Here is a 26,584-nt window from a genome sequence, read left to right as displayed (position 1 = left end):
CGACGTTTTTTCAGCTGGCCGGGTACTCGTAGAACCCTCGTCCCGCCTTGCGTCCCAGGTAGCCCGCCTTGATCATGTTGCGCAAGAGCCCCGGGGGGGCGAAGCGCTCCTGCTTCAGGTACTCGTGGAAGATGTTGGTGACGTGGTAGCCGATGTCGACCCCGGCGAAGTCCTGGAATTCGAGCGGCCCCATGGGCATGTTGCAGCCGAGCTTCATGGCAATGTCGATGTCCTCGGCCGACGCCACCCCTTCCTCGAGCAGCCGGACCGCGTCGATGATGTAGGGGACGAAGAGGCGGTTCACGACGAAACCGGGGGTGTCCTTGCAGGTGATGGAGGTCTTGCCGAGCTTTTGGGACATGGCGAGCGCGAGGTTCTTGGTCGCCTCTGCCGTCTGCAGCGCGGGGATCACCTCGACCAGCTTCATCACCGGCACCGGGTTGAAGAAGTGCATCCCGACGAAGTTAGCGGGGTTTTTCACCAGGGCCGCCATCTCGGTGATGGAGATGGAAGAGGTGTTGGTGGCGTAGATGGTGTCCTCGCCGCAGACCGCGTCGAGTTTGGCGAAGAGTTCCTTCTTCACCGCGATGTCCTCGAACACCGCCTCGAAGATGAAGGGAATCCCTTTGAAGCTCGCCACGTCCGTGGAGAAGCTGATCCGCCCCAGGGTCTCCTCCATCTGGGCTTCCGTCATGGTCCCCTTCTTGACGATCCGCTCCAGGCTTTTCACGATGGTCTTCCTGGCGCGGTCGCACGCCCCTGCGCCCGTGTCCACCACCTGCACCTTGAGCCCCGCCATCGCCGCCACCTGGGCGATTCCCGCCCCCATGCTGCCGGCGCCTGCCATTCCCATTGTGGTGATATCCTCGACGTTCATGCGTATCCTCCTTTTTGCAATCGTAGTGAGTTGGTCTCGTTATCGAAATCGTTGAGGTTATCTGCTTAAAAAGTTCGGTTTTCTCTTCTCGCCGAAGGCGGTGAGCCCTTCCTTCGCGTCGTGGGTGAGCAGGTTCGCCAGGCCGTATTTGCGCTCCACCGCCAGCGCCTGTTCCATGGGGAGGTCCACCGCTTCGTTGACCGCCACCTTGATGAAGCCAAGCGCCTTGCCGGCGCCGGAGGCGAGCCGGTGGGCGAATTCCATCACCTCGTCGAGGAAGCTCTCCGCCGGGATCACCCGGTCCACGAGCCCAATGGCTAGCGCCTCCTCCGGCCCCATCACCTTGCCCCACAAAAGGATGTCTTTCGCCTTGGCAAGCCCCACCAGGCGCGGCAGCCGCTGGGTTCCCCCCGCCCCGGGGACGATGCCGAGCCCGGCCTCAGGAAGGCCGACCAGCGCCTTCCCCGCCGCCATGAAGCGGTAGTCGCACGCCATGGCGAGTTCGCACCCCCCTCCCAGGGCGTGGCCGTTGATGGCGGCGATGACCACCTTCTTCATCCGGTCGAGGGTGTTGTTCGCGTCTTGCAACAGCTTCGAGAAGGCCTCGGATTCGGCCTGCCCCATGGCGGACATCTCCTTGATGTCGGCGCCGGCGATGAAAGCCTTCTCCAGCGCGCTGGTGATGACCACCACGTTCACGTCGTCCATCCCCTCCGCCTCGGTGAAGGCCTTGAGCAGCTCCTCGCCGAAGCCGCGACTGAGCGGGTTGGTGGGGGGACGGTTCAAGTTGATGGTGAGGACCCGGTCTTCCCGGTTCATATTGAGGAACTGATAGCCCATGGTTTCGCTCCCTTTGAAAATGGTTGATGGCTTCGGGCGGGGGCGGAAGGGACTGGCTCCGTAGGTGCCTGTCCCTCTGGCGGAACGCTTCATTCCGCCCAGCCAGCTCACCCGCCCGCTAGGGGACAGGATGTTGCAGTTGACGAAAAAGTCCCCCCTCCCCCGGCGGGAGGGGGTTAGGGGGTGGGGGTAGGTGCCACCTTTTGCGCTACTGCCAGGTTCACCCACCCCCCTGCCCCCTCCCGTCAAGGGAGGGGGAGAGCTCCTGCCCCCCTTTTCTAATTAACCTTCAAAACGAGGGAGGCTGCGGTGTCGCCTGCCGCGCAGCCGGAGAAGAGGAGGTAGCCTCCCCCCTTCTGGGCCAGTTCCTCGATCCCCTCGACGATGAGCCTCGCGCCGGTGGCGGCCTGGGGGTGGCCGAAGATGAGCGAGGAGCCGTAGTTGTTCATGCTGTCGAGATCGAGCCCCATCACCTTGGCCATGACGATGTCGTTCGCGGCGAAGGGGTTGTGGGTCTTCACCGCGCCCAGGTCGGACGCCTTGATCCCTGCCCCATTGAGCGCCATCTGCGCCGACGGGGCCACGGCCGCAGCCATGTGCGCCTTCTTGGTCCGGGCGAATCCGAAGGAGACCAACTGCACCACGACGCCCGGGTCTGCGGAGAGCTCCCTCGCCTTCTCGCGTGTGGTGACGCAGATCCCCGCGTTGCCGTCGGCCGGGTGGGTCTGGGCGCCGAAGGTGTGCACCCCGCCGGGGAGGACCGGGTTCAGGGAGGCAAGCCCTTCCCTGGTGCTGGTGACAACCCCCTCGTCGGCCTCCAGGAGGGTCGATTTCTTCTTTGAGAGCTGCACCTGGGCCGGGAACAGGTACCTCTTCTGGAACTCGCGGTCGTTGGCGAGGGAATCGAGGTACTGCTCCTGGCGTCGCAGCGTGAGCGCGTCGCACTCCTCGCGGGTCACCCCGTACTCCTTGGCCACGTTTTCCGCGGTCTGGATCATGGCCTCGCCGGCCCAGGGGTCCCTGCCGAAGTTGTCCATGACCCAGTCCTCGGCGATCTGCTGGCCGCCGGGGCCCGCGGGGTTGGGCCAGGCGGCGTGCGGGCCGTTGGAAAGGCGGTCGGCCATGAGGCACCAGCTGTTCTCGAACATACCGGTCTCAACCCCCATACCCGCCTGGTAGATGGAAAAGGTGGAGGTGGAGCAGGCCTGGCTCACCAGGATGCCGGGGGTGGCTTCGGCCCCCATCAGGGCCGCGGCCCACGGCCCGCTGTAGAACCACTGCTTCTGGTACACGGTGCTCCCCACCAGCAGGTACTCGATGCTCTTGGGGTCCCACCCCTTGCTCTCAAAAAACCTCTTGGAAGTGGCGGCGCCAAAGACTATGGAGTGTTCGTTGGCGAGGGTCCCCTGCCACTTGGCGAAGGGGGTGCTGTAGTAACCGCGGTAGGGTATGTACGCTTTCTTAAGCATCGAAGTTCCTCCTGTTGGTTTATTGTTGGCCGTCGGTGCGGATTAGATCCTGATCCTGCCGTCGACGGCAAAGGCCCCTTTTTCGAACGCCATGACCGGGTTCAGGTCCATCTCGCGGATCATGGGGAGATCGCTCAGAAGCTGCGAGACGCGCTCGATCAACTCGGTGACCGCCTCCCGGTCGATACCCTTCTCGCCGCGCACGCCGTTAAGGAGCGCTGCGGTCTTGATGGAGGAAAGCATCTCCCCCGCCTCCACCCGGGTCACCGGGGAAATCTTGAAGGAGACGTCCTTCAACACCTCGACGTAGATCCCGCCCAGGCCGAACATCACCAGGTGCCCGAGTCCAGGCTGTTCTGTGGCGCCGACGATCAGCTCCCGCCCCCCGGGGAGGAATTTCTGCACCAGGAATCTAAGCTTCCCGAAGCTCGAAAGCCTCTCCTGCATCGACTCCACCGCAGCGGCGACGGCGGCTCCGTCTTTCAGGTTGACGGCCACCCCCCCCATGTCGCTTTTGTGGTCGATCTCCTCGCAGTCGACCTTCACCACCACCGGGTAGCCGACCACTTCCGCCGCGGCGACCGCCTCGGCGGCGCTTCCCGCCATCCGCCACGGCGCCACCGGGATGCCGTAGGCCTCGAAGATGGAATAGACGTCGGTCGCGGAGAGTACCTGGCGCCCCTCCTTGCGCGCCTGGTCGACGACCGCCTGGGCCCGCGCCGCATCCACACCGCCGCGCTTTTCCGGGCGGCCGATGTCGCGCCGGCGCAGGCGTCCGTACTGGGCCAGCGCCCCCAGGGCCTTGGCGGCGTCCGAGGGGTTCGCGTAGATCGGGACCCCACCCTCTTTGAGGATGTCCCTCGTTTTCCGGAAACGCTCCTGGCTCAGGTCGGTCATGAAGTTGCAGACGATCGGCTTTTTGGCGAGGCGGTTCACTTCCACTATCTGCCGGGCCACCTCGTCGGTGTCGGTGAAGGGGGCGGTGACAAAGTTGATAAAGATGCTGTCGATACCCTCCTCGGAGAGGAACAGGTCCAGCGCACCGCGGAACGGCACTCCACCGGCCGTGGCCACCACGTCGATCGGGTTCTCCAAGGCCGCCTCAGGGAGCTGGCTCGGCCTCAAACGCTCGATCGACTCTGCGGAGAGTTTCGGCACGTCCAGCCCGCAGGAGACCAGGACGTCCGTGGCGATGACGGCCGGTCCGCCGGTGTTGGTGATGATCCCCACCCGGTTTCCCTTGGGGATCGGCTGGGTGGCGAAGGCCATGGCGGCTCTGGCCATCTCCCCCTCGTCGATGAAGGAGAGGATGCCGGTCTTCTCGAAGATGAGCTCGGTGGCGATGTCGACCCCGGCCAGCGAGCCGGTGTGCGAGGAGGCGGCCTTCGCCCCCTGTTCGGTGCGCCCGGCCTTCATGGCGAGGATAGGTTTCTTAGCCGCGACCTCGCGGGCGACCGCCAGGAATTCGCCCGGGTTCGGGAACCCTTCGGTGTAAAGGACCACCGCCTTGGTAGCCTCGTCCTCGCCGTAGTAGCTGAGGATCTCGGTGACTGAGATGTCGCAGGCGTTGCCGTTGGAGGCGTAGAAGCGCTGCCCCACCCCGAGGTCCGCGAGCGCCTGCATGATGAGCGCGCCCACGCCGCCGCTCAGCGCCACAACGGAGACGTGCCCGGGCTCGGGAAAGGTGAAGGTGAAGTTGCAGTACGCCTTCAGCGCCGGGTCGGAATTGATGATCCCCTGGCAGTTGGGGCCGAAGACACGCACCCCGAACTCCTTGCCGCGGCGCAGGAAATCGTCCTGCAGCTGCGCCCCCTCTTCGCCCAGCTCGCAGAAACCGGCGGAGTTGATGATGACCGCCTTGATCCCCTTCCGGCCGCACTCCTCGATGGTCTGCGGCACGAACTGGCTGGGGATGATGACGTGGGCCAGGTCGACCTGGTCGGGAATCTCGTCCAGCGTCTTGTAGGCCTTAAGGCCGCAGACCTCGGGTGCGTTGGGGTTCAGCGGATAGATCTTCCCGCGGTAGCCGTAGCGCTGCAGGTTGCGAATGATGACGTTCCCTATGGAGAGTTCCTTGGTGGAGGCGCCGACGATGGCGACGGCCTTGGGCTTGAAAAGTGAGTCCAGCATGGTCATTTCCCCTCCTCGAGTTGTTCGATGAATGCTTCCACGTTGGTCTTGGTCTGTTCGTCGGAGACGCAGCGCATGTCGTTGAGATCGCCGGAGATGACCAGGTACGGCAGCCCCGTCTCCGCCTCCAGGCGCTGCGGCATGCCGTAGCGGCTGTTGGAGTTGTAGGGGCAGGTTTTGGCGTCGTGGTAGACGATCCCGTCGATGCGGAATTTCTTCGTCATATCGGCCAGGTAGCGCTCCTTGTAGGCGTCGGAGCGGACGATGAAGAGTTCCAGGTACGCCTTGGCCATGCTGCGCAGCGGCTCTTCGGCGTCGAAGGCCGGGAAGATCCAGCTGGAGCAGTAGGTGGAGGCGACCACGTTGGTCTTAAGCCCCGCGAAGAGCTCGGAGTGCGGCCTGAGGCGCCCCCACACCGGCATGCCGTCCCAGTAGATGCGGTATTCCTCGCCGGCAACCGCAGCTTCCCGCGTAGCCTTTCTCTGCTCCAACTCGGCCAGGAGCACCCGGTAGTACTCGACCGCCTGCGGCGTCCCCCGGAGCACCACGGCCGGCCCCATGTGGATGGTCCCGTCGAAGAAGGTAAGGGGCGCTGGGACCGCCGTGGCAGTCTCCAGGACCTCTTTCCAGAGTTCGGTGCAGTCGCGCGAGAGAGCGACCACTTCCTTAAGCCGCGCGAGGTCGAGCGGCGCGCCGGCGATCCCCTCCAGTACCGGGACCAGCGCCTCCAACTGCCTCGTCACGTCCTCCACGTGGGCCTCGGTCACCTCGTTCACGTTCTTAGGCGAGGTGATACCGATCAACGGCACCCCCAGCTCCCGGGCGTACCAGGCGAACCAGTCCTGTACGTCGCGGCACTGGTTGGTGTTGTAGACCAGCACGTCGGGCTTGGGGACCGCCGCTATGCCGGGGTAGGCCTTGGCGAGCGGGGTGAAGCCTTTGAGGTAGGCGCCGAGATCGGAGGTGAGGTAGGAGCAGATGTCGGGCGAATACCCTATGGCGTTCGCCTCCGGGATCAGGTCGGTGGCAAGACGCGTCGCCCCCAGCATGGCGGCGTGGTTTTCCGGGAAGTGCACCGCAAAGCCCATGGCCCTCAAGAGTTCGGCGGGGCCTACGCTCGTGCACCAGGCGACCTTGCGGCTGTTGCTGGCGGACGCCTGGTTCAGGTCCAGAAAATAGTCGGCCATGATCCTGTTCATTAGGCTAGTGGCCTCTATCTTCTTCCTCGCCAGCTTGGTTTCTTCTTTCATTTCACTCTCCTTAGCAGCGGTTGCGGTACGGCGGCGGCTTCTCCCGCCCTGGCGTAGAGGGCGGCGCCGACGGCCCCTGCCAGTTGCGGGAGTTTGGGGAGGAGCACCTCGCGCCCGATCAGCTCCTCCGTCATGCGGACCAGGTACGGGTTGTGCGCCACCACCCCACCCGTCATAACCACCCGGTCGGTGAGCGAATCCATCTCCAGGACCCTTTTGATGACCGAGTAGAAGATCCCCTTGACGATGTCGCTCACCTTTTTGCCGTGCCGGATGCTTTCCAGGACCTCGGTGCCGGAGAAGACCGTGCAGTAGCTTCCCAGTTTGACCATCTCCTCCGACTGCCGGGCCAGGTCGTTCATCTCCTCCAGGGGGATGTCGAGGCGCCCGGCCATTTCCTCCAGGAAGGCGCCGGTGCCGGCCGCGCACTTGCGGTTCATCTTGAAGCTGCTCCGCCTGCCGGCAGCATCCAGCTTGACGATCTTGTTGTCCTGCCCGCCGATGTCGATGATGGAAAGCGCCCCGGGAAAGTAATGGCTGCATCCTCTCGCCAGGCACCCTATCTCCGCCTTGCTGGTCTTGGTGACGAAGGGTACGTTGGCCCTGCCGTACCCCGTCGCCACCGCCCTCTCCACGTGGGACCGCGTGGCCCCCGCCATCTTCAGCGAGATATCTAGGCACGCCGAGGCGGTCCGGCCGAAATCGGTGCCCGATTTCTTCACCGCGTACCCGATCAGGGCGCCGTCTACATCCATGACGGCGACCTTCGTCCTTGACGCACCTATGTCGAGTCCGACAAAAACAGGCTTGCTCATATCACCCGGCTCCTTTTACCGGCCCCGAAACCGCCGAATTAGTAAACTAGTGTTATACAGCAAGCATGCCAACTAATAATTCATCAAAGTTAAATCAAATAAACCATTAAAATAACAGTTATAATTTTAAGTATCACGCAGCCGACAGCGTTATATTCCTTTTGTGGACAGCGGCGATATTTCGTCGGGAGATTTAGATGAAGGGCTTCGCAGTACCCCAGAGGGAGGGAGAAGCGGCGTGAAAAGGGGAGGATTACCGGGGTCTGATGCAGCCAAGAGGGGAGAGACGATATTTCGTACAGGAGGCGATATTTCGTCGGGGGTGAAGGAGCTTATTCCCCCCTCCCCTTGCGGGAGGGGGTCAGGGGGTGGGGGCAGGTGCCACCTTTACGCTGCGGACCAGGTGGGTGAGACAGGGATCAGGAAGTTGGTTTCTCTGCAGCGGGGGGCGGTTCGAGCGTTCCGTTCTTCCTTTTGACGCCGAGTTTCTTGATCCGGGAATGCAGCGTGGTGGGTTTCATGTCGAGAATTTCGGCCGCGCCACCCTTGCCGCGGATGCGCCACCCCGTCTTTTCCAGTATGAAGCCTATATGCTTTCTTTCCGCGGCCTCCATCGTCATCGGCTCGTTTGCGGCCGCGGCGGATCCATCCAGAATGTCCACCACCAGGGTGCCGCCGTTACTGAGGATCATGGCCCGTTCCACCAGGTTTCTCAGCTCCCTTATGTTTCCCGGCCACAAGTAGCGCTCCATGATCTCCATGTTTTTCCTGGGAATGCGCTCGATGGTCTTGCCGAAAACCTTGGAGAACTCCTCCACCATCGCCCATACCAACAGCGGTATGTCCTCCTGCCGGTCGCGCAGCGGGGGGACGAAAATAGGGAAGACGTTGAGCCTGTAATATAGGTCCTCCCGGAATTTTCCTTCCTTCACTGCCTGCTTCAGGCTCACGTTGGTCGCGGCGATCACCCTCACATCCGCCTTGACCGGCTTCGAATTTCCCAGGCGCTCGAATTGCCCTTCCTGGATGACCCGCAGCAGCTTCGACTGCAGCTCCAGGGGGAGCTCCCCTATCTCGTCCAGGAAGATGGTCGATCCGTTAGCCGCCTCGAAGCGCCCGATCTGGGAGGATACGGCTCCGGTATAGGCCCCTTTTTCGTGACCGAACAGCTCCGCCTCGATGAGGGCTGCCGGCAATGCGGCGCAGTTCACCTTGATCATGGCGCGTGCCTTGCGCTGGCCGGCGTTGTGGATCGCCCTCGCTATCAGTTCCTTGCCGGTGCCGGTTTCGCCCAGGATGAGCACAGTGGAATCGGTTGGCGCCACCTGCTGTATCTGCTGCAGCACGTTTCTTATCGCCTCCGATTTGCCGATGATCTCCTCGTGCTTATATTCCACGTCGATCTGGTCGCGCAGATAGACGTTTTCCGCCTCCAGGCGGTCTTTCAGCTGTCGTATTTCCGCCAGGGCGTTCTGGATTTTCTGATCGGCCCTCTTACGCTCGAGGGCGTTGGCGAAAACTTCCCATAAAAGGCGGAGCCTCTGAGTCAGCTCGTCGGGCCACTCTTTCTTGACGCTGTAGGAAACGAAGGTGATGGCGCCGACTATGGTGCCGCCGACACTGGCGGGAATGAACATGATGGACTTGATGCCGCCCTGGTCCTTGCAGTATTGTTTTTCCCTCCAAAACTTGTCCGACAGCTCCTCAACGTCGGAGACGCGGAAGCTCTCCCCAAGCTGGATCATCTCGATCCATATCGGGATCAGGTTCATCAATTCTGTGGGGGGTGGCTTGACGCCGGGGAGCGCGTAGGAATGAGTGATGCGCAAACTACTGCGATCAGGGGTGAAGTGCCAGATGCTGCTTCTTTCGAAACCGAGGAAGTTGACGACCTTTTGCAATGCCTTTTCTATCTTTCGATCCACCTCGCTCACCGGCACGTTGATGAAGGCGGAAGAGAGGTTTGAGAGGAAGGCCTCAACCTGCAGCCGCTCTGTCTGCAGGCTCTGCCTTAGCTTCTGCTCGGTTATATCCTGAACCACCAGGCCGCAGCGGGTCACGGAACCGTCGCTTTCCTTGAGGGGATAAGAGCAGATCAACCAGGATTTCTCCTGAGGGTCGCCCGGTTTCGACAGCCGTATCTCAAGGTCCACGAAGGAATGATCCTCATGGATGGTCCGGTTCAGCAACGGCTCCACCACCAGAGCGACGAAGCGGTCGACCTCCCTTACGGTCTTCCCCAGATGCTCTTTTGGGGGCACGCCGTTGATCGACGCCATCCGGTCGTTGACGTAGATGTAGCGCAGGTCGCAGTCTATGATGGAGACACCGAACTGGGCCTGACCGAACAGCTGTTCCAAATTGCTGAATTTACCTAGGAAAAACTCCGCAGCAGGATCGCTCGACAAGGCCATGGCGTCACCGTATTCATTAAAATAAAAATGTGTACAGGATAATAGCACATCGTTTTAAAATATGCATCAACGAACGACAGGAACATTAAGGGAATCCGGAGCGGCAAGCGCATCGCAACGAACTTCGCCCAAGCTACCCGTAGATGCCCCTTCGCAGCCTGTCCTGCATCAACTCGTGCATCAACTCGTGCATCCGCTCATCGACGTTGGCGGCCGTGATTCCCGATTGCCTGCAGATCTTACGCACCGGCTCGACCTGCTCCGGGCGCTTCAGATCGTCCAGACGCTGCAGATGCCCCGTCCTCTTCCCCACCTGGAACAGCATCCGCTCTTCCGGCTCCAGCTCCAGAAACCTCCTTGGGACCGCGACCAGGCGCTCCTTGCCTGAGGGCAAAGCGCCGTTTATCTCCTGAAACAGGTTGAAGGCATGGTCGCTTCTCACCGCGCTGGCGATACCGTCGAGGTTTTCCAGGAAGGTGCCGATCTCCCGGGCCAAAACCGCGTCCGACGCGAAGCGGAAGCTCTTGTCCGGGCTTCCCGGGAAGAGGTCGATCCCTTCCCGGATGTGCAGGTTCCTGAAGCGGATGAAGTCGGGATTGATCCGGTTGATGACGTCTGCGCTCTCCTCGGCGTGCTCCCGGGAAAGCTCAGTGCCGCCCAGCCCCGCGAGGAAATATTCGGAGAGCTCGATCCCCGCCCCCTTCACCTTGAGCCCGGCTTGAACCTGCCCCTCCTTGTCCACCCCCTTGCGCACAAGCCTTAGCAGCGCTTCCGAACCGGTCTCCATCCCCACGTGGATCCGGTTCAGCCCCGCCGCGGCCAACTCCCTCAGGGCTGCGTCCGGGGTACGGGCGAGGCTCTCGGAGCGGGCATAGCAGGTGATCCTCTTCACCCCGGGGAACCTCTCCTTAAGGTGGTTGAGAATCCGCGCCAGGTTTTCGGGACGGTAGGTGAAGCAGTCGGCATCCTGCAGGAAGACCGATTGCATCCCGGAGCAGTACCAGCTCCAAGCCGCCAGCACCCCCTGATGGTCTCCCCGCAGGTTCTGCGGCGGCACGCCTTGAGCAATGTTTGTGATCAAATGGTAAATGGTGTCGATGTCGCGGATGACGTCCTCAACCGGACGGATGGAGAATTTCTGTTTCTTGTAGATGGAGCAGAAGGTGCAGCGGTTCCAGGGGCAGTTCCGGTTCACCCGGATCAGGAGGCTGTCTGCTTCGCTGGGTGGGCGGATCGGGCCCTGTTCAAATCCGGCGTATGGCGGCATGGGAAACTCCTTAAGGTGGCGTTTACCTGTTCAACAACTCGACCGCCTCCCCTACCCCGTCTAGGGTCAGGGGAAACATGCGCTCTCCCATCAGCTGCCGGATGAGGCGCACCGACCGGGTCGATTCCCACTCCTGCTGCGGCGCCGGGTTCAGCCAGACGGCGCGCGGGTACTGGGTCAAAAGCCTTGTAAGCCAGGTAGAACCCGGCTCGTCGTTGTCGTGCTCCACGCTCCCGCCGGGCCACTCGATCTCGTAAGGGCCCATGGTCGCGTCGCCTACGAAAATCAGCTTCCAGTCCGGGCCGAACTGGTGGATCAGGTCGAAGGTGGGGAGGTGGTGCTGACGGCGGCGCAGGTTGTCGCGCCACACCTTCTCGTAGACGCAGTTGTGGAAATAGTAATGCTCCAGGTGCTTGAACTCGCTGCGGGTCGCACAGAAGAGCTGCTCGCACAGCTCCACGTGGGGGTCCATCGAGCCTCCCACGTCCAAAAGCAATAGCACCTTCACCTTGTTGTGCCGTTCTGGGACCATGCGCAGGTCGAGATAGCCGGCGTTGTTGGCGGTGGCGCGGATGGTCCCCGGGAGATCCAGCTCCTCCCTGGCCCCTTCGCGGGCGAAATCGCGCACCCGGCGCAGAGCCATCTTCATGTTGCGGGTCCCAAGCTCCACCCCCCCGTCGAGGTTTCTAAACTCCCGCTTGTCCCACACCTTGACCGCCCGACGGTGCCGCGACTCCGCCTGGCCGATCCGTATCCCCTCCGGGTTGTAGCCGTAGGCGCCGAAGGGAGAGGTGCCGCCGGTGCCGACCCACTTGCTCCCCCCCTGGTGCCGCTCCTTCTGCTCGGCAAGCCTTTGCCTCAAGGTCTCCAGGAGCTTGTCCAGCCCCCCCAACGCCTGGATCTGCCGCTTTTCCTCCTCGGAGAGAAACTTCTCCTTGATCTTTCTGAGCCACTCCTCGGGGATCTCCGCGAATAGTTCGTCACCGCCGAGCGTCGCCCCCGCGAAGAACTCCATGAAGACCCGGTCGAACTTGTCGTAGTGGGCCTCGCTCTTCACCAGGATCAGGCGCGCCAGATAGTAGAACTCCTCCGCGCTGCCGAAGGCGAGCCGCTTTTTGAGCGCCTCCAGGAGGGTCAGGAACTCGTTCAGCGTCACCGGCACGCCGGCGCGCTTGAGCCCCAGGAAGAAGTCGATCAGCATCGCCTCAGGTCCTGAAGCCGAGACCCGAGCGCCGGGGCTGCCCCTGGAAGAGCTGCAGGTCCTGCTCGTTTTTGAGAAGCGCCCCGTGCAAGGGCGGGATCTCCCTTTCCTTTCCCGCTTTCTGCAGCGACTGCGGCGAAACACCTTCCGCGACCAGTATCTTCAGCCAGTCGAGGAGCTCCGAGGTCGAGGGCTTCTTCTTCAGCCCCGGCATCTCCCTCACCCCGAGGAACACCTCCAGGGCCTCCTTCACCAGAGCCCGGTTCAGGCCTGGATAATGCACCGAAACGATGCTCTCCAGCGTCTCCCGGTCCGGGAAGCGGATGTAATGGAAAAAGCAGCGGCGCAAAAACGCGTCAGGGAGTTCCTTCTCGTTGTTGCTGGTGATGATGATCGCCGGACGATGCTTCGCCTGCACCAGCTCCTTGGTCTCGTAGACGTAGAACTCCATCCGGTCCAGCTCGCGCAACAGGTCGTTGGGGAATTCGATATCCGCCTTATCCACCTCGTCGATGAGAAGCACCGCCTGCCGTTCCGACTCGAATGCCTCCCAAAGCTTCCCCTTCACGATGTAGTTCCCGATCTCGTGCACCCGCGCGTCCCCCAGCTGCGAGTCGCGCAGGCGCGAGACCGCGTCGTACTCGTAGAGCCCCTGCTGGGCCTTCGTGCTCGACTTGATGTGCCACTGGAAGAGCGGCTTGTCTAAAGCCCGCGCCACCTCCTCCGCCAGCATGGTCTTGCCGGTACCCGGCTCCCCCTTCACCAGCAGCGGGCGCCCCAGCACCATGGCCGAGTTGACCGCAAGCTTCAAATCGTCCGTGGCGATGTAGGATTCGGTTCCGTTGAATTTCATGTCGCTCATCCCCTGTAATTTATTCCCGTTATCCGCCCTATCCGCCCTATCCGCCCTAGCCCCGCATCGCTTCAATAGCCGAGCGCGGCGGAGATATCCGCTGCCCCCCGTTTCAAAAGCGGCACAAGCTCCTGCTCTATCCGCTCGCGATGAAAGCGCTGCGAGGGGCCGAGCATGCTCACCGCTCCGATGACGCGCGAGGTGTAGTCGCGGATGGGGGCGCCGACGCTGGTCACTCCCAGGTTCAATTCCTCCGACTCCACTGCGTACCCCTGCCGGGCAATTTCCCGCAGTTGGTCCTTCCAGCTCTCCGCATCGGTGATGGTGTGCGGCGTGTGCTTTTCGAACTTGTTGTTCGAGGTGTACTTGGCGATCGCCTCATCGGCAAAATGCGCCATTAATGACTTTCCCGGCGCGGTGCAGTAGGCGGGAAGCTGCACGCCAAGGGCGGGCATGACCCGCAGGTTGTGGTCACACTCGACCGAGTCGAGATTTATCACGCTGTAGTCAGACATGATCGAGACGCAGGTGGTCTCGTTGCACGCGCGCACCAACCGCTCCATGACCGTCCGTGCTCCTCCCAGTCCCCGCTGCTGGAGGGCCTTCTGGGCCAGTTCCACCGTCATGAACCCCAGTTGATACCGCTCCGTCACCGGGTCCTTGGAGACGTAGTTGCGCAGCTGCAGTGTCGCCAGCAAACGGAAGATGTTGTTCTTAGGCAGCTTGAGGCGCCGGCTCAGCTCCGTCAGACCGATCTCGTGGTCCTCCAGGAGGAACTGCTCCAGAACGTCCAGCGCGCGGCAGACGCTTCGGTTGTAGTTCGTGTTTTTCTTACCGGTTTTCATGATCCGCTTCCTCTGGGCTTCCTCCCGGGCTGGCAGCTTCCTGCGCCCCATAATAGTATTGGAGTACCCAATTACCATAAATAAAACACCATGTCAAATCTAGATAAGTTAAAGGCTCGAATCTCCCTTCTTCGTCCCCTGATGTAGTAGCCGCTGGAGAAGTGCCAAAGGCTGCTTCGACAGCCTCCCAGGATTACGGGTTTGAGAAGGCGATGTACTAGATATCATTGAGCATTGCGAGCTGGAGGCAAATGCGCACCCAGCGGAAAATAAGCTTGATCGAGCACAGCCTGGGGGTCAGGTCTTGCTTCTTGATGTTTTGGTGGCTTACTTAGGCGGAAAGAACTATCCCAGTTCTAAGAGGCCCTTGTCATGGCTCGTCCCCTACGCATTGAATTTGACGGAGCACTGTATCACGTAACTTCGCGAGGCAACGAGCGCAAAGACGTATTCCAGGTCGACAAAGACCGCACAGTGTTTCTAGGTATCCTTGCAAAGTGCTGCAACCTGTTCAATTGGGTTTGTCATGCCTACTGCCTCATGAATAACCATTACCACCTCGTTATTGAGACCCTTGACAGCACGCTTAGCAGAGGAATGCGACAGCTTAACGGCGCATACACCCAGAAGTTCAACTGGAACCACGACCGCGTTGGGCACCTTTTCCAGGGTCGATACAAGGCGGTGTTGATCGAGAAGGAAAGTCATCTCCTGGAGGCATGTCGCTATGTCGTGTTAAACCCCATAAGAGCAAAGATGATAACTACTCCACAGCAATGGCAGTGGAGCAGTTATCGAGGAACATGTGGCTTGGCTACTCCCGCTGCTTGCCTTACTGTAGAATGGGTCCTTCAGCAGTTCGGCGGAACTCGTCAACTCGCGATCAGGGAATATAAAAAGTTTGTGAAAGATGGAATAGAAGCTCCATCTCTATGGGAGGACCTAAGATGCCAGATCCTGCTTGGAGATGAGGCCTTCATTGATAAATTTAGTGAAGTGGCAAAGGGAGCTGAAGAATTGAGAGAGATCCCTCGCAGTCAACGATTCCTATCTCGTCCATCGCTCCAGGATTTATTCCTCGAATTGAACAACAAGCAGCACCGGAATGATGTGATCATTGAAGCGGTGCAGGCTCACGGATATGCTCAAAAAGAAGTTGCAGATCATCTCAGACTGCACTACGCCACAATTAGTCGAATTTTAGCCAAGAACAACGGGGAAACATCAAGAAGCAAGACCTGACCCCAGGCTAGGTGCGAGGTAGCTTAACCATGTCAAACCAGAAATCCAACGCCTTGGCGAAAAGTGTGCATTCCCGCTGGCCTGCACTGTTCGCGTTTCTTGCTCTTGGTGGCCTGTACGCCGCTTTGCCTTCCTCAATGTTGATTGGCGGCTCACGCTGGCTCCTTCTGACTATCGTTTCCTTGCTTATTGTGCCTGTTGTCATCACCTATTACCAAGCCGCTCACACTGTAAATCAGTTGCTGGGATATGTACTGAACAGCGTGGTAACAATCGCGTTGATGGTCTCGCTGGCCTTGCTGATCAGAGCCCTGCCTTTACATCTGGAAAAGCCGCAGGAGTTACTGCAATCCGCGGCTGCGCTGTGGCTGTCCAATATCCTCGTTTTCGCCTCCTGGTACTGGAGACTTGATGCCGGCGGTCCGCATAAAAGGGCCCAGCGGGGAGATCATATTCATGGAGCATTCTTGTTTCCACAGATGACATTGCCGCCAGAGCGCAGACATCCCGCCGGCCTCCAAGAGTGGTCACCCAACTACATTGATTACCTTTTCCTGGCGTTTAACACCTCAACCGCATTCTCCCCAACAGACGTCCCTGTCCTGTCGCGCTGGGCAAAAGTCTTGATGATGCTACAGTCCATCATTTCCCTGCTTATCATCGCTTTGCTGGCGGCAAGAGCAGTAAATATCTTGTGACTGATATCTCTAAGCTGGTCCCCTCGCCTCTTGAGGAGGCTGCTCATAAAACGTGATGAATAACGCTGGTCTGTCAGCTGAGTATGTCGTCCCTCCTCTCCGCCCGCGTCCCTCCCTATACCTAAGGTACAGCCAAAACCCGGATAGACGAAGTCCTTTTGACTTAAGCTCCAAAACGGTAAACCAAGTATGCATCTGGTGCGCGTACTGACTTAGATCCACATAGAGAAATGTATTTTTTTGAGGACAGAACTTTGCAGGAAAAAACGATTGTCTCCTTATCCGTGCAGTGTGAAGGAAATGGTGCACCTTCCGACGTTCCAGCGGATGCGAAAGTTAAGGCCAAGGCGGTGATTGCGGATGCCATCTCCAAACGGCAAAAACGTAAGCAGAAGACCTCCCTCATTTTTGGTGTTGCCTCCTTGATTCATAATGTTCGTATGCAGCCAGTACAGGCTTTGTTTTCATTTTGGAAAGAGAGTTCAGTGTTAATGCATATCTGCAACGGATGAAGGATCTTGCGCACGGAATCCAGCTTGATCATTAGGGTGACTTTATTTATAAACTGCCCATCACTCACCTCAAGCAGCCTTTCTTAAAGGCGACCGCTACGCTGCAACCTGCAAGGAGATTGAAATGAAACCACTTCTGCACCTAACAAGCGGAGACATCGCGGGGGCCGCTCTTGCCAAAAGCGGCCTCCCCGGTGAGGTCTTCGTCTGGCACGACATCCTCTATGACGGTCCACGCGAGCCGGGATGGCCGGACGACGCCGGGCTGCAGATCCGCGCCCGATTCATCGAGCAGTTCACCGGCGGAGGGTTGAGCAGGGAGTATGTGCTCGAAACCTTGAAGACCCAGTACGGCAAATTGGAAGGCGCGGCCGAATACAACATCATCCTCTGGCTCGACGCCTGTCTCTTCGATCAGTCGATGCTTTGCCACATCCTCGCCTGCCTGAAGCATCTTCGAGTTGAGGAAGCGTCCCTTATCTGCGTCGATGCCTTTCCCGGTATCGAGCCGTTCCACGGCCTGGGACAGCTCTCTCACGAGCAGCTTGCATCGTTCTTTGACCGGCGAAATCCGGTGACGGCGGAGCAGTTCCTTTTTGCGGAGCGGGTGGACCGGGCTTTTACGCTTCAGGATCGAGTCGAACTGGAGGCGCTTGCGGCGAGTGCAAATGCGCCGCTCCCCTGGGTTCCCGCTGCGGCAAGTAGATGGCTGAAGGAACTGCCGGACCCGGCGACGGGACTCAGTCTACTTCAGCAACTGGCGTTGGAGGCATTAGAAGCAGGTTGCGGCACCCCAGTGGAGGTGTTCAAATACGTCTCCGCGCACGATGAACCGCCGCAGTTCTGGGGGGACGTTACGCTGTGGGGAAAGATCAACGAACTGGCCGACCATGAGCCGCCCCTGGTGAGGATCGAGGGGCCGATGCCGAGGCTGCCGCAATGGGAGGGAGGGGCGGAGCTGAAGCTGTTCAAGCTAAGGCGGGAGTAAGATAAAGCCATACTGCATAACAAGGGGTTGATGTTCCGCGGCAAACCAGTTAATCTTCGACTTTCTTTTTTTGCCCAACACCCCAGCTCGAAAAAGGACAAGAAGAAGGTGACCAGAAAAACCGACGATATCTTTGCTGCGCCTCTGCAGGAAATGATCGATTTTAAATTCGATGAACGCGTAGTCGCAGTCTTTCCCGACATGATACAACGCTCGGTCCCCGGTTACGGGATGATCATATCCAACATCGGCATCCTCGCCGCCAAGTACGCCCAGGCCGGAAGTCACTGCTACGATCTCGGCTGCTCCCTCGGGGCCGCTACCCTCTCCATGCGCCAGCGAATCAGCCAGCCCAACTGCGACATAATCGCCGTCGACAACTCCCCGGCCATGATCGAGCGCGGCCGTGAACTCCTGGCACGCGATTCCCAGCCGACCGTCCCGGTGGCGCTGATCTGTGCCAATATCCAGGACGTCGTCATCGAGAACGCCTCGGTCGTCGTCCTAAACTTCACCCTGCAGTTCATTCCCCCGGAGCAACGTCTGGCCCTGATCAAGCGGATCCATGCCGGGCTCAGGCCGGGCGGCATCCTCATCCTCTCCGAAAAGATAGCTTTCAGCGAGCCGGCGCGGCAGCACTTTCACGTAGAAATGCATCACGACTTCAAACGGGCCAACGGTTACAGCGATATGGAGATCAGCCAAAAGCGGTCGGCGCTGGAAAACGTGATGATCCCGGAGACCGTCGCCTGCCACCAGGAGCGGCTGCTGCAGGCTGGCTTCTCCTCCTCCGAGCTTTGGTTCCAGTGCTTCAACTTCGCCTCCATGGTCGCATTTAAATGAGCAACTACGACGCCCTCTATCGCCAGCTAGCCGCCATGGGTCAGGAACGCTGGGCAGAGCAGCTGCAAGCGACCCTGCCGGATAAACTGGCCCTCGAAAGTACCGCCAAGATGGCCGGCTGGCAAAGCGCCATGCAATCGCTGCCGGAAATAAGCCCGTCCAGAATCGAGCTGCTGGATACCGTCACCATCGGCAGCAGCGACGACCTCGGCCAAGTCGACCGCGAAGAGCTGATGGCGCACCTCCAGGCCTTTCACCCCTGGCGCAAAGGCCCCTACAATTTCTTCGGCATCGAGATCGATACCGAGTGGCGCTCCGACTGGAAATGGGAGCGGCTGCTGCCGCACATTCAACCGCTGGCGGGACGCAGAGTCATCGACGTCGGCTGCGGCAACGGCTATCACGGCTGGCGCATGCGCGGCGCCGGCGCCGAGTTCGTCCTCGGCATCGAGCCCTTCCTGCTTTCGGTGCAGCAGTTCCAGGTGATGCAACGCTACCTTTGCGATCCGCAGCATCATGTCATCCCCATCGGCATCGAGGAGGTCCCCCCTAACCTCGCCTGCTTCGACAGCGTCTTCTCCATGGGCGTCCTTTACCATCGCCGCTCCCCGCTGGACCATCTTTTCGAGCTGAAAGGGTGTCTGCGCCCGGGTGGGGAATTGATTCTGGAGACGCTGATTGTGGAAGGGGATCGGGAGACCATCTTCATGCCGCCGGGACGTTACGCCAAGATGCGCAACGTCTGGTTCATACCGTCCATTGCGGCGATGACCTTGTGGCTTGAGCGCTGCGGGTTCACCGACATTGCCTGCGTCGACACCAACCGTACCAGCCGCGAAGAGCAGCGCTCCACCGAGTGGATGCGCTTTGAATCGCTGGCCGATTTTCTTGATCCGGACGATGCACAGAAGACGATTGAAGGGCACCCCGCGCCGCTAAGGGCGATCTTTACGGCGACGAAGCCGTAGCAACCGGGCCATGAAACAGCCGACAGTGCCCGGGGGCAGAGCTTGTCCACCTCAGTTTTGTTTGTCGGGGAGAATCGGGTTATACTTCGGGAGAAGATTAAAGAGGTAACCGCAAATTCCTAATCGGAGGCGCGTCATGAACCGTAAGTTTTGTGCACTCTTCGCAGTTTTAGCCCTCGTTGCCATCGTTGCCCTCCCGGCATCCGGTTTTGCCGGCTTCATGGATACCCTGACGCAGGGGCTCGAGAAATTCCGCGGCACTGGGAGCAACTTGGACGATTCCACCATCGTCAAGGGACTTAAGGAGGCGCTCGCCACCGGCACCACCAGGGCGGTCAAGTCCGCCTCTCAGCGCGACGGCTACTTCCGCAACGAGGCAATCAAGATTCTCGTCCCCGAGAAGCTTCGCACCGCCACGAACCTCTTGGGCAAGTTCGGATTTCAACCGCAGGTGGACGATTTCGAGCTGCGGATGAACCGCGCTGCAGAGAAAGCGGCACCCATGGCCACCGACTACTTCGTTTCGGCCCTGAAGCAGATGACTTTCGACGATGCCCGCAAGATCCTGAACGGCGGCGATACCGCCGCCACAGAGTACTTCCGGGGCAAGACCGGCGACAAGATCTTTACCGCCTTCAAACCGGTGGTGACCTCCAGCATGCAGGATGTCGGCGCCGCCAATAGCTACAGGCAGCTCCTCAAAAAACTCCAGGCCGTCCCCTTCGGTTCGGCCGCAGTCGAATCGCTGGACCTCGACAACTACGTCACCGGGAAAGCAGTTGACGGTCTCTTCACCATGCTGGGCGAAGAGGAAAAGAAGATACGGACCGACCCGGCGGCCAGGGGAACCGAGCTGCTGCGCAAGGTATTCGGGAAATAGTTCCGGCTCTGCCGATGCAGATTATTTAGAAGTATTTTGCCCCACCCTTCAGGGTGCTCTCCGGGATAGTAATGGCATCGCCTTTGACCTCTATCGGGAGATAACCGGGGTTGCAGCCGCCAGTGGCGTTGGGACCAAGACGGTCGATGGCGAACTTCTGGTTGCAGTTTATGCAGTTCATCACGCTGCCTTGCTGTTCATACCCTTTCTTTTCGCGAAAGCAGGAATCACAGGCGTTAAAAGCGGCTTTGTAACTTCCGTCCGGGGCTTTGGCCACGAAATAACTGATCTCTTTCCCGTTATCGACGTATTTGTAGAACTTCGCTTGCTCAGTCACTTTGGCAACGGGTATGGTGACGACGCCGCCCTCGATCTTCGCCGTCTCGACTTTGGAGCAGCCGAAGAAAGCCACAGACCCCACCAGCACTGCACCTGCAGCAATCGTCCCACGTACCAAACGCCCCATTCTTGTTCCTGACATGAAGATCTCCTATATTCCCGTTATTTTTTCGCGGCCCCCAAAACCTTACATCAACCATGCCAGCACGAGTCGCTACCTCTAAGTATCCGAATTCAGGATTTAAGTCGGGAAAAGAAGCTAAACGGCGCAGACGGCACTGAAGAATATTCAAAAGAAGCAGGAGAATAATCTACAGAGATCCAACCTGATCCCCCTCTGCCCGTGACGGCTTTCTTTACACTCCACTCCCAACTTTACACCTCTATCACTTACCCTGTTTTCGCTCCCTTAAGCCAGCACGCCGAGGGACGCAGCTGCCTGTGCCAGAGCCCTCTACCGCTCTTTTTGCTAGGCGCCGGGTTTGCCGGGCATCTCTAAGCGAGTCATTATCACTCGCAATTGGCTTGATAACAGGGTAGAGTGATGCGGCCTTTGGCGTGGAAAGCGCAGGCTTGACGGATGAGGAACTGAAACATGGCATCACTGGATTTTGAGCAGGAAAAAGAACTATTCAGGAAGTACTACGACAGGAACCACAAGCAGTTGACTGCGGCCAAGGATGCCTACGTCGGCATTGTCAGGACATTGATCAGGCAAAGCGATGTAGGTGAGGCCACCAAAATAGAAGGGCGCGTCAAGGACAAAGATGAGTGCATCAAGAAGTTCCAGCGTAAGTACCAGGGCAAGTTGGAGGCCGACGAACAACCCTACAGCATCAGTGACTTCATATCCGACTTGATAGGCGTCAGGATCGTCTGTCTCTACGAGGATGAAGTTCCCGTGGTGTCGGAATTGCTGCAGCGGCACTTCAAGATACTGAACGTTACCGATAAAACCTCTGCAGTGGAAAGCACGGAAGATTCCTTCGGCTACAAAGGTCTGCACATGGACCTGACCCTGAATCCCGATGCCGCTTACCCCTGCAAACACCTCCCGGCGGCGGAGATGTGCTTCGAGGTTCAGATCAGGTCCCTGATCCAGGACGCCTGGAGCATGCTGGACCACAAGATCAAGTACAAGAGATCGATCCCCGTAGATCTGAAGCGCAGGATCAATGTCCTCGCCGCCCTTTTCGAACTGGCGGACCGCGAATTCAAGGAGATCAGGAACGCCACTTCGGACCTGATGCAGCAGGCGACGGTCACTCAGATCGAGCCCGCCGACGGCATAGTGGAAGCGTCAGGGCAGGCGGCAGCTGCCGCCACAAAAACGGTGAACGTCTTCAACTTCCTCCCCATAGCAGGGCATTTCTTCAGGGATTTCCCTTTCGATGACCAAAAGGTGGACGATTTTGTCCAGGACATACTGGAGCGGGACGGCACTTTGCAGAAGGCCGATCTGCACCGGTGCCTGAACGAGAATCTGAAGGTGGTCAGGGAGTACAGCGAGCATGTGATCGCAGAAAACCCCAACCGTACCTTCACTGCCTACACCTCGATCAGGCATTGTCTTTATCTCTATAACCAGGAGAAATTCGAGCGGATCTTGTCGAGAAGAAACAGGGAGCGCTTCGCGGCATGGCTGAAGGTAAACCCGACAACGCAGCAGCTTGTTAATCCGGCTTCAGTTTAATCGCGGGTCGCCTCCCGGCCCTTAGCGCGCGGCAAAGACCGAGGTCGCGCGCAGCTTTAAAACCGGACGCGCGCTGAGCGCAGCGGCTACCACACTGACGACCAATACCATGGCAGAGCCGAACAGCGGTGTGTACCACATCATTCTGAACGGATAACCTGCCCTGACAGCCGCTTCGCCGGCAATACCACACAAACCGATACCCAACCCGGTGCCGATCAAGGCGCATATCCCCGCCTGCGCAAACACCATCAGGAGCAGCACCCGCGGCGTAGTCCCCATCGCGGTCAGCACCGCATACTGCCGCAGGTTCTCCTGGGTGAAGATGTACAACATAATCCCTGTCACACCGAAACCTACCGACAACGCCAAAGAAAGCATGGCCGCAATGTCGCCTACGTCTTCCGAATTGACCAGGAGCCAGCGCACCGTATCCGCCTTGAAATCGGCCGAGGTGCGGGCCCGGAAACCTGTCGCCTCCTGAATGCGCCGGGCCAACTCCGGGGCGGTTACTGCCTGTGCGGCGCTGGCAAGGACAAAGGTCAGTCTGCGCCGCTCAGGCGGCAAGATCCTTTCGGCGTTGCCGAGGGTAAGATAGATCAGCGGCCGCGGCGGAAAACGCGGCACCCCCTGCGACACTCCCACCACGACGACGCGATGGTCGTTGACCAGCAAATCATCGCCGGACCGCAATTCCCTGCTCGGCACTTCGAGATGCGGACCGTCGTGCGGCCACTGGTCGGCGGAGTTGCCAGGAGTAGCCAGCTTTCCACTGGTACCGCCGGGATCGACTACCACGGTATCGGGCTGGCGGAGCAGGCGTGAAGAAACGCCATTCCCTATGGGAGGCACGCCGGCAAGGGTAGCGTCATCGACTCCGATCACCTGGAAGGGCTGGAAGCGCCCGTTCGGAAAGCGCACCTCCGCCGTCCCCAAGGCGAGCGGCACCACGGCTTTCACACCGGCGACGCTGCGCACGCGGTTCAGCGCGGACCACGGCATGTTGCATGCCTGGTCGACCGAACTCACCGCAGGGTCCATGACCCAGACGTCTGCGGTTCCGTTCTCCGTGAGTAGCGCGAATCCCCTCGTCATGAAACCGGCAAAATACGAGGCCGCGAAGGTGACTAGAAACGATGTGAAGGCGATACCGAAGACGAGTCCGGCGAATTTTCCCCGGTCGCCGAAGAGCATCTTGAGAGCAACGTAGATCACTTCACTCACCCCCCTCCCCGGCTGGAACGCTCCATCCCCCGCCTAGCGCCTTGTACAAAGCAACCAGGGCGAGCAAAAGGTTGGTCTCGCTCTGAGCCAGCTCGCCTTGCGCCTGTAACAGGTTGCTCTCAGCCACGAGCACCTCACGGAAGTCCGTGAGCCCGCCCTGGTACCGCCCACGTGCGAAAACGACATTACGCCTATCTGCGTCCACCGCCTTTATCAGAGCTGCGCGCCTGTCCGCTTCATCCCGGTACCCGGCAAGGGCATTCTCCATATCCTCCAGGGCGTCCAGGATCACCCGCCGGTACGCGATCAATGCCTGCTGCTCTTGGGCGTCGCGCACCTCGATCCTGGCCACGATCCTGCCGCGCTGGAAGATCGGCCAGATGATGGAGGGACCGATCGACCACAACACGCTGCCGCGGTCGGAGAAATCGCCAAACTCCTCGCTAGCCAGGGCGAGAGAACCCGACACGACGAACCTCGGGTAGAGATCAGCTTTCGCGACCCCCACCCTGGCCGACGCTGCGGCTAGCTGCCTCTCGGCCCTGCGCAAGTCGGGCCGCTGGCGCAGGATATCCGATGGCGCCCCGACAGGCGGCATGCCAGAGGGGACGGGGATGATGCTTTCCGGTTGCAGTTCGCCGGCAAATGCACCTGGGGCCTCGCCCAGGAGCACGCCCAGACGGTGCAGCGCTTTCCGGTAGGAAAAGTCTAGCGATGGTAGCAGCGAGGCTCTCCGCTCGACCTCTGCCTCTGCCCGCACGACCTCGAGATCGGTTGCCATCCCGGCGGCAAATCGCGCGCGAAGCAAGGCGAGGCTGTCCCTCTGGACGGCGACGCTCGTGGCTGCGAGACGGCTTTGCCTTTGGATTCCCCGCAATTCGAAGTAGTTTCTCGACACCTCCGCGACTAAAGTAAGGACGACGCCCCCGCGCTCGTAGAGCGCCGACTCGAGATCGGCCTGCACCGCCTCGACCGCCCGACGCTTGCCGCCGAAAAGGTCGAGTTCCCAACTGGCATCGAAACCGGCCTGGAAGAGGTTCTCCGTCCCTGGAGGCTCCACCTCCCCGCCCGGTCGCACCAGCACGGGGTTGGGCGCGTTCCTGCTCTCCCTTTCCCTGGTAAAGGAGCCCCTGGCATCAAGCGAGGGGGCCAAGGAACCCGTTGCCGCTCCCCTGCGGGCCCGTGCTTCCAGGACCCGTGCTTCAGCCAGCCTCACATCCGGGTTCGCCCGCAGAGCGCGATCGATCAAAGCGTTGAGCAGGGGATCTCCGAATGCGGTCCACCAGGGGGTTTCCGCCGTCACGAGCGGGGCACCGGCTTCCTCCCCCATGCTCCAGCGTGGCGGCAGGTCCGGCCTCGGGGGCCGATAGTCGGCCGAAACCGCGCACCCCGCAAGGAGGAGGCAGAGTGCGGCGGCAAAGATGCGACCGCGCAGCGCCGTCACGGCTTCCCGACCCGTGGCGCCCGACTTCCTGCACTTTCCGGCGCAACCTGTATCCACACGTCCATCTGCTGGCCGATATAGACTTCCGGCAACCGCTCTGGGTCGAAGCGGTAGATGACCTGCAGCACCCTGGTGTCGACACGCTCGGTGCTGCTGCCGGTAAGCGAGGTTTTGCGCACCAGAGACGGTTCGATGCGCATGAAATGCAGTGAGGTGCGGAGATTTGGATTGCCTGGGACCGAAGCAACCGCAGCAGCACCCGCTCGCACCCGCCAGGCGTCATGCTCGTCGACGTCCACGCGTACGTGAAACTGCCGGTCGTCGCCCAATTCCAGCAACGGAGTTGAGGGCGCGCCGCTTGGCGCGAATTCACCCGGTCGCACCTCTACCCGCAGGATTCGACCCTGTTCCGGCGCCCGGATGGTGCGGCGGCTGGTCTCCGCCTTGAGTTGCTCGATCTCCGCTTGGGCTCCTTCCAAAGCCGCCGAGGCTATGGCGACGGCAGCACGACGTGTCTCTAGCTCCTCCAGGCTTATCGCCCGGCGGTCGGGCACGCTGTCCGCTATCCTTAGCTGAACCCTGGCCTGCTCGAACCGGGCTGCCGCCTCCTTTTTTCTGGCAAGAGCCGAGGGGAGTCGGGCCCGCAGGTCTCGGTCGTCGATCTGTAAAAGAGGCTCCCCCGCCCTCACCCAGTCGCCCCATTTTACGAAAACCCTCTTTACAATGCCCGGCACCGGCGTCCCGACAGCGACATTCCCGCTGCTCGGCTCGATGATGCCGGCACCAGCGACGAAAGAGGTAAAGGGTCCAGCAGCCGGCTGCACAGCAGGGCGGGCGGGCTGCGAAGTGCGATTTTCCCTGATGACCGCGACTACTCCGATAGCCAGACCGACGGCTGCCAGGATGGGAAGAAGATAGCGGCGGCTCACGGTGACGTCTCCCGCGTCCGTCCCGGGTTCGACTCGACGAGCATGCCGTCTTCCAAATGGGTGATGCGGTCGGCAAACCGGAACAGGCGGATATCGTGTGTCACCACAACCACTGCCCGGTCCGGCGCGAGCGCCTCGCGACGCAGCATCTCCATCACGTGGTCCCCCGAGGCATGGTCGAGGTTGCTGGTAGGCTCGTCACAAAGGAGAATTTTAGGGCCATGCACCAACGCACGCGCTACCGCCACCCGCTGCTGCTCTCCACCGCTCAGTTGGTCCGGTAGCGCATCCACTCTCCCGCCGAGGCCAATAGCATCCAACATGCGCCGGGCTTTCAAGGCAGCGTCCCTACGCGAAATCCCGTTGATCAGCATCGGCACCGCGACGTTTTCCGCGGCAGTAAGCGATGGCAGTAGATTGAACGCTTGAAACACAAAGCCGATGGCCCTGCCCCGGAAACGGGCTCGTTCGGTCGCGCTGAAATCCCGGTACACGTGGTCGAGAACCGCACACTCCCCGTCATCCGGATCGAGGATTCCGGATATCAGTGAAAGAAGAGTAGTCTTACCGCTGCCGGAAGGCCCGACCAGCATAAGCACTTCCCCGTAGCGAATTTCAAGATCCACGCCCCGCAATGCATGCACACGAGCAGCACCGGTACCGTAGGATTTTGTCACCCCTTTACAATTGACAACGGTACCATACCTATCCATGACGCCCCCGCATTCACTGGATTGTCAAACCGAACAAGTTTACAGCAAACCCCATTCAGCCGCAGACGGTAACAGCAAAGGAATGGCTGCGAAATCGGTTCACCCTCCGACGAAAAAGGGGGAGATCCGTCGGCAAAACCAGATCTCCCC

24 protein-coding genes are annotated in these 26,584 nt (G+C 60.2%); 8 read left to right on the top strand and 16 right to left on the bottom strand.

Features of this window, described 5'->3' with window-relative positions:
* Positions 1–10: 10 nt before the first annotated feature.
* The 11 genes from GBEM_RS07125 to GBEM_RS07075 all read right to left on the bottom strand — a co-directional run bounded on the left by GBEM_RS07125 (position 11) and on the right by GBEM_RS07075 (position 13,961).
* On the bottom strand, positions 11–877 hold the full coding sequence (locus tag GBEM_RS07125; protein ID WP_012529849.1) for a 3-hydroxyacyl-CoA dehydrogenase family protein: 867 nt from the start codon (positions 875–877) through the stop codon (positions 11–13).
* A gap of 57 nt (positions 878–934) precedes the next feature.
* A complete protein-coding gene (locus GBEM_RS07120) occupies positions 935–1,717 on the bottom strand; it encodes an enoyl-CoA hydratase/isomerase family protein (protein ID WP_012529848.1) in 783 nt (260 codons plus the stop codon).
* 278 nt (positions 1,718–1,995) lie between these two features.
* Positions 1,996–3,186, bottom strand: a complete 1,191-nt coding sequence (locus tag GBEM_RS07115) for a thiolase family protein (RefSeq protein WP_012529847.1) — start codon at positions 3,184–3,186, stop codon at positions 1,996–1,998.
* A 42-nt stretch (positions 3,187–3,228) separates the two neighbouring features.
* Positions 3,229–5,322 (bottom strand): acetate--CoA ligase family protein, encoded by a 2,094-nt coding sequence (locus tag GBEM_RS07110; RefSeq protein ID WP_012529846.1) that lies wholly within the window; start codon positions 5,320–5,322, stop codon positions 3,229–3,231.
* On the bottom strand, positions 5,319–6,566 hold the full coding sequence (locus GBEM_RS07105) for a 2-hydroxyacyl-CoA dehydratase subunit D (protein ID WP_012529845.1): 1,248 nt from the start codon (positions 6,564–6,566) through the stop codon (positions 5,319–5,321). Before GBEM_RS07105 ends, GBEM_RS07110 begins: the two co-directional genes overlap by 4 nt.
* Positions 6,563–7,381, bottom strand: a complete 819-nt coding sequence (locus GBEM_RS07100; RefSeq protein WP_012529844.1) for an acyl-CoA dehydratase activase — start codon at positions 7,379–7,381, stop codon at positions 6,563–6,565. Before GBEM_RS07100 ends, GBEM_RS07105 begins: the two co-directional genes overlap by 4 nt.
* Before the next feature lie 419 nt (positions 7,382–7,800).
* Positions 7,801–9,795, bottom strand: coding sequence for a sigma 54-interacting transcriptional regulator (locus tag GBEM_RS07095; RefSeq protein ID WP_012529843.1), 1,995 nt, complete (start codon positions 9,793–9,795; stop codon positions 7,801–7,803).
* 133 nt (positions 9,796–9,928) lie between these two features.
* The gene (locus GBEM_RS07090; protein ID WP_012529842.1) at positions 9,929–11,062 is read right to left on the bottom strand and encodes a radical SAM protein; all 1,134 of its coding nucleotides are present in this window, start codon (positions 11,060–11,062) and stop codon (positions 9,929–9,931) included.
* Between the two features lie 22 nt (positions 11,063–11,084).
* Positions 11,085–12,263, bottom strand: a complete 1,179-nt coding sequence (locus GBEM_RS07085) for a vWA domain-containing protein (RefSeq protein ID WP_012529841.1) — start codon at positions 12,261–12,263, stop codon at positions 11,085–11,087.
* A 4-nt stretch (positions 12,264–12,267) separates the two neighbouring features.
* Positions 12,268–13,116, bottom strand: coding sequence for an AAA family ATPase (locus GBEM_RS07080; protein ID WP_012529840.1), 849 nt, complete (start codon positions 13,114–13,116; stop codon positions 12,268–12,270).
* Positions 13,117–13,187: 71 nt separating this feature from the next.
* Positions 13,188–13,961, bottom strand: coding sequence for an IclR family transcriptional regulator (locus GBEM_RS07075; protein ID WP_012529839.1), 774 nt, complete (start codon positions 13,959–13,961; stop codon positions 13,188–13,190).
* A gap of 372 nt (positions 13,962–14,333) precedes the next feature.
* Between GBEM_RS07075 and GBEM_RS07070 the strand changes: the two genes are divergently transcribed.
* The 7 genes from GBEM_RS07070 (at position 14,334) to GBEM_RS07040 (ending at position 20,092) form a co-directional block, all read left to right on the top strand.
* Complete coding sequence (locus tag GBEM_RS07070; RefSeq protein WP_012529838.1) at positions 14,334–15,203, top strand: transposase; 870 nt, start codon at positions 14,334–14,336, stop codon at positions 15,201–15,203.
* 29 nt (positions 15,204–15,232) lie between these two features.
* Positions 15,233–15,901 (top strand): hypothetical protein, encoded by a 669-nt coding sequence (locus GBEM_RS07065; protein ID WP_012529837.1) that lies wholly within the window; start codon positions 15,233–15,235, stop codon positions 15,899–15,901.
* 254 nt (positions 15,902–16,155) lie between these two features.
* Positions 16,156–16,413, top strand: coding sequence for a hypothetical protein (locus GBEM_RS07060; protein ID WP_012529836.1), 258 nt, complete (start codon positions 16,156–16,158; stop codon positions 16,411–16,413).
* A 124-nt stretch (positions 16,414–16,537) separates the two neighbouring features.
* Complete coding sequence (locus tag GBEM_RS07055) at positions 16,538–17,401, top strand: hypothetical protein (RefSeq protein ID WP_012529835.1); 864 nt, start codon at positions 16,538–16,540, stop codon at positions 17,399–17,401.
* 108 nt (positions 17,402–17,509) lie between these two features.
* Positions 17,510–18,244, top strand: a complete 735-nt coding sequence (cmoA, locus tag GBEM_RS07050; protein ID WP_041263084.1) for a carboxy-S-adenosyl-L-methionine synthase CmoA — start codon at positions 17,510–17,512, stop codon at positions 18,242–18,244.
* The gene (gene cmoB, locus GBEM_RS07045; RefSeq protein WP_012529833.1) at positions 18,241–19,212 is read left to right on the top strand and encodes a tRNA 5-methoxyuridine(34)/uridine 5-oxyacetic acid(34) synthase CmoB; all 972 of its coding nucleotides are present in this window, start codon (positions 18,241–18,243) and stop codon (positions 19,210–19,212) included. The genes cmoA and cmoB overlap by 4 nt, the downstream gene beginning before the upstream one ends.
* 136 nt (positions 19,213–19,348) lie before the next feature.
* A complete protein-coding gene (locus GBEM_RS07040; RefSeq protein WP_012529832.1) occupies positions 19,349–20,092 on the top strand; it encodes a DUF4197 domain-containing protein in 744 nt (247 codons plus the stop codon).
* A 25-nt stretch (positions 20,093–20,117) separates the two neighbouring features.
* Here the strand turns inward: GBEM_RS07040 and GBEM_RS07035 are convergent, their stop codons facing one another.
* On the bottom strand, positions 20,118–20,573 hold the full coding sequence (locus GBEM_RS07035) for a DUF2318 domain-containing protein (protein ID WP_012529831.1): 456 nt from the start codon (positions 20,571–20,573) through the stop codon (positions 20,118–20,120).
* Positions 20,574–21,026: 453 nt separating this feature from the next.
* Between GBEM_RS07035 and GBEM_RS07030 the strand changes: the two genes are divergently transcribed.
* Positions 21,027–22,124 (top strand): GTP pyrophosphokinase, encoded by a 1,098-nt coding sequence (locus GBEM_RS07030; RefSeq protein ID WP_012529830.1) that lies wholly within the window; start codon positions 21,027–21,029, stop codon positions 22,122–22,124.
* 21 nt (positions 22,125–22,145) lie between these two features.
* Here the strand turns inward: GBEM_RS07030 and GBEM_RS07025 are convergent, their stop codons facing one another.
* The 4 genes from GBEM_RS07025 to GBEM_RS07010 are packed head-to-tail and all read right to left on the bottom strand — an operon-like array spanning position 22,146 to position 26,434.
* Complete coding sequence (locus GBEM_RS07025; protein ID WP_201764288.1) at positions 22,146–23,348, bottom strand: ABC transporter permease; 1,203 nt, start codon at positions 23,346–23,348, stop codon at positions 22,146–22,148.
* Positions 23,341–24,849: an efflux transporter outer membrane subunit gene (locus tag GBEM_RS07020; RefSeq protein WP_083770220.1), complete on the bottom strand. Its 1,509-nt coding sequence runs from the start codon at positions 24,847–24,849 to the stop codon at positions 23,341–23,343. Before GBEM_RS07020 ends, GBEM_RS07025 begins: the two co-directional genes overlap by 8 nt.
* Positions 24,789–25,721 (bottom strand): efflux RND transporter periplasmic adaptor subunit, encoded by a 933-nt coding sequence (locus GBEM_RS07015; protein WP_012529827.1) that lies wholly within the window; start codon positions 25,719–25,721, stop codon positions 24,789–24,791. The genes GBEM_RS07020 and GBEM_RS07015 overlap by 61 nt, the downstream gene beginning before the upstream one ends.
* Positions 25,718–26,434 (bottom strand): ABC transporter ATP-binding protein, encoded by a 717-nt coding sequence (locus GBEM_RS07010; protein WP_012529826.1) that lies wholly within the window; start codon positions 26,432–26,434, stop codon positions 25,718–25,720. The genes GBEM_RS07015 and GBEM_RS07010 overlap by 4 nt, the downstream gene beginning before the upstream one ends.
* Between the last annotated feature and the right edge of the window lie 150 nt (positions 26,435–26,584).

This window comes from Citrifermentans bemidjiense Bem (assembly GCF_000020725.1).
Taxonomy (GTDB): domain Bacteria; phylum Desulfobacterota; class Desulfuromonadia; order Geobacterales; family Geobacteraceae; genus Geomonas; species Geomonas bemidjiensis.
This window is presented reverse-complemented; position numbering and strand designations above follow the sequence as displayed.

Excerpts from the sequence above, each read along its gene's own strand:
- GBEM_RS07125 (WP_012529849.1), bottom strand. The coding sequence starts at position 877 with ATGAACGTCGAGGATATCACCACAATGGGAATGGCAGGCGCCGGCAGC.
- GBEM_RS07120 (WP_012529848.1), bottom strand. The coding sequence starts at position 1,717 with ATGGGCTATCAGTTCCTCAATATGAACCGGGAAGACCGGGTCCTCACC.
- GBEM_RS07115 (WP_012529847.1), bottom strand. The coding sequence starts at position 3,186 with ATGCTTAAGAAAGCGTACATACCCTACCGCGGTTACTACAGCACCCCC.
- GBEM_RS07110 (WP_012529846.1), bottom strand. The coding sequence starts at position 5,322 with ATGACCATGCTGGACTCACTTTTCAAGCCCAAGGCCGTCGCCATCGTC.
- GBEM_RS07105 (WP_012529845.1), bottom strand. The coding sequence starts at position 6,566 with ATGAAAGAAGAAACCAAGCTGGCGAGGAAGAAGATAGAGGCCACTAGC.
- GBEM_RS07100 (WP_012529844.1), bottom strand. The coding sequence starts at position 7,381 with ATGAGCAAGCCTGTTTTTGTCGGACTCGACATAGGTGCGTCAAGGACG.
- GBEM_RS07095 (WP_012529843.1), bottom strand. The coding sequence starts at position 9,795 with ATGGCCTTGTCGAGCGATCCTGCTGCGGAGTTTTTCCTAGGTAAATTC.
- GBEM_RS07090 (WP_012529842.1), bottom strand. The coding sequence starts at position 11,062 with ATGCCGCCATACGCCGGATTTGAACAGGGCCCGATCCGCCCACCCAGC.
- GBEM_RS07085 (WP_012529841.1), bottom strand. The coding sequence starts at position 12,263 with ATGCTGATCGACTTCTTCCTGGGGCTCAAGCGCGCCGGCGTGCCGGTG.
- GBEM_RS07080 (WP_012529840.1), bottom strand. The coding sequence starts at position 13,116 with ATGAAATTCAACGGAACCGAATCCTACATCGCCACGGACGATTTGAAG.
- GBEM_RS07075 (WP_012529839.1), bottom strand. The coding sequence starts at position 13,961 with ATGAAAACCGGTAAGAAAAACACGAACTACAACCGAAGCGTCTGCCGC.
- GBEM_RS07070 (WP_012529838.1), top strand. The coding sequence starts at position 14,334 with ATGGCTCGTCCCCTACGCATTGAATTTGACGGAGCACTGTATCACGTA.
- GBEM_RS07065 (WP_012529837.1), top strand. The coding sequence starts at position 15,233 with ATGTCAAACCAGAAATCCAACGCCTTGGCGAAAAGTGTGCATTCCCGC.
- GBEM_RS07055 (WP_012529835.1), top strand. The coding sequence starts at position 16,538 with ATGAAACCACTTCTGCACCTAACAAGCGGAGACATCGCGGGGGCCGCT.
- cmoB (WP_012529833.1), top strand. The coding sequence starts at position 18,241 with ATGAGCAACTACGACGCCCTCTATCGCCAGCTAGCCGCCATGGGTCAG.
- GBEM_RS07040 (WP_012529832.1), top strand. The coding sequence starts at position 19,349 with ATGAACCGTAAGTTTTGTGCACTCTTCGCAGTTTTAGCCCTCGTTGCC.
- GBEM_RS07035 (WP_012529831.1), bottom strand. The coding sequence starts at position 20,573 with ATGTCAGGAACAAGAATGGGGCGTTTGGTACGTGGGACGATTGCTGCA.
- GBEM_RS07030 (WP_012529830.1), top strand. The coding sequence starts at position 21,027 with ATGGCATCACTGGATTTTGAGCAGGAAAAAGAACTATTCAGGAAGTAC.
- GBEM_RS07010 (WP_012529826.1), bottom strand. The coding sequence starts at position 26,434 with ATGGATAGGTATGGTACCGTTGTCAATTGTAAAGGGGTGACAAAATCC.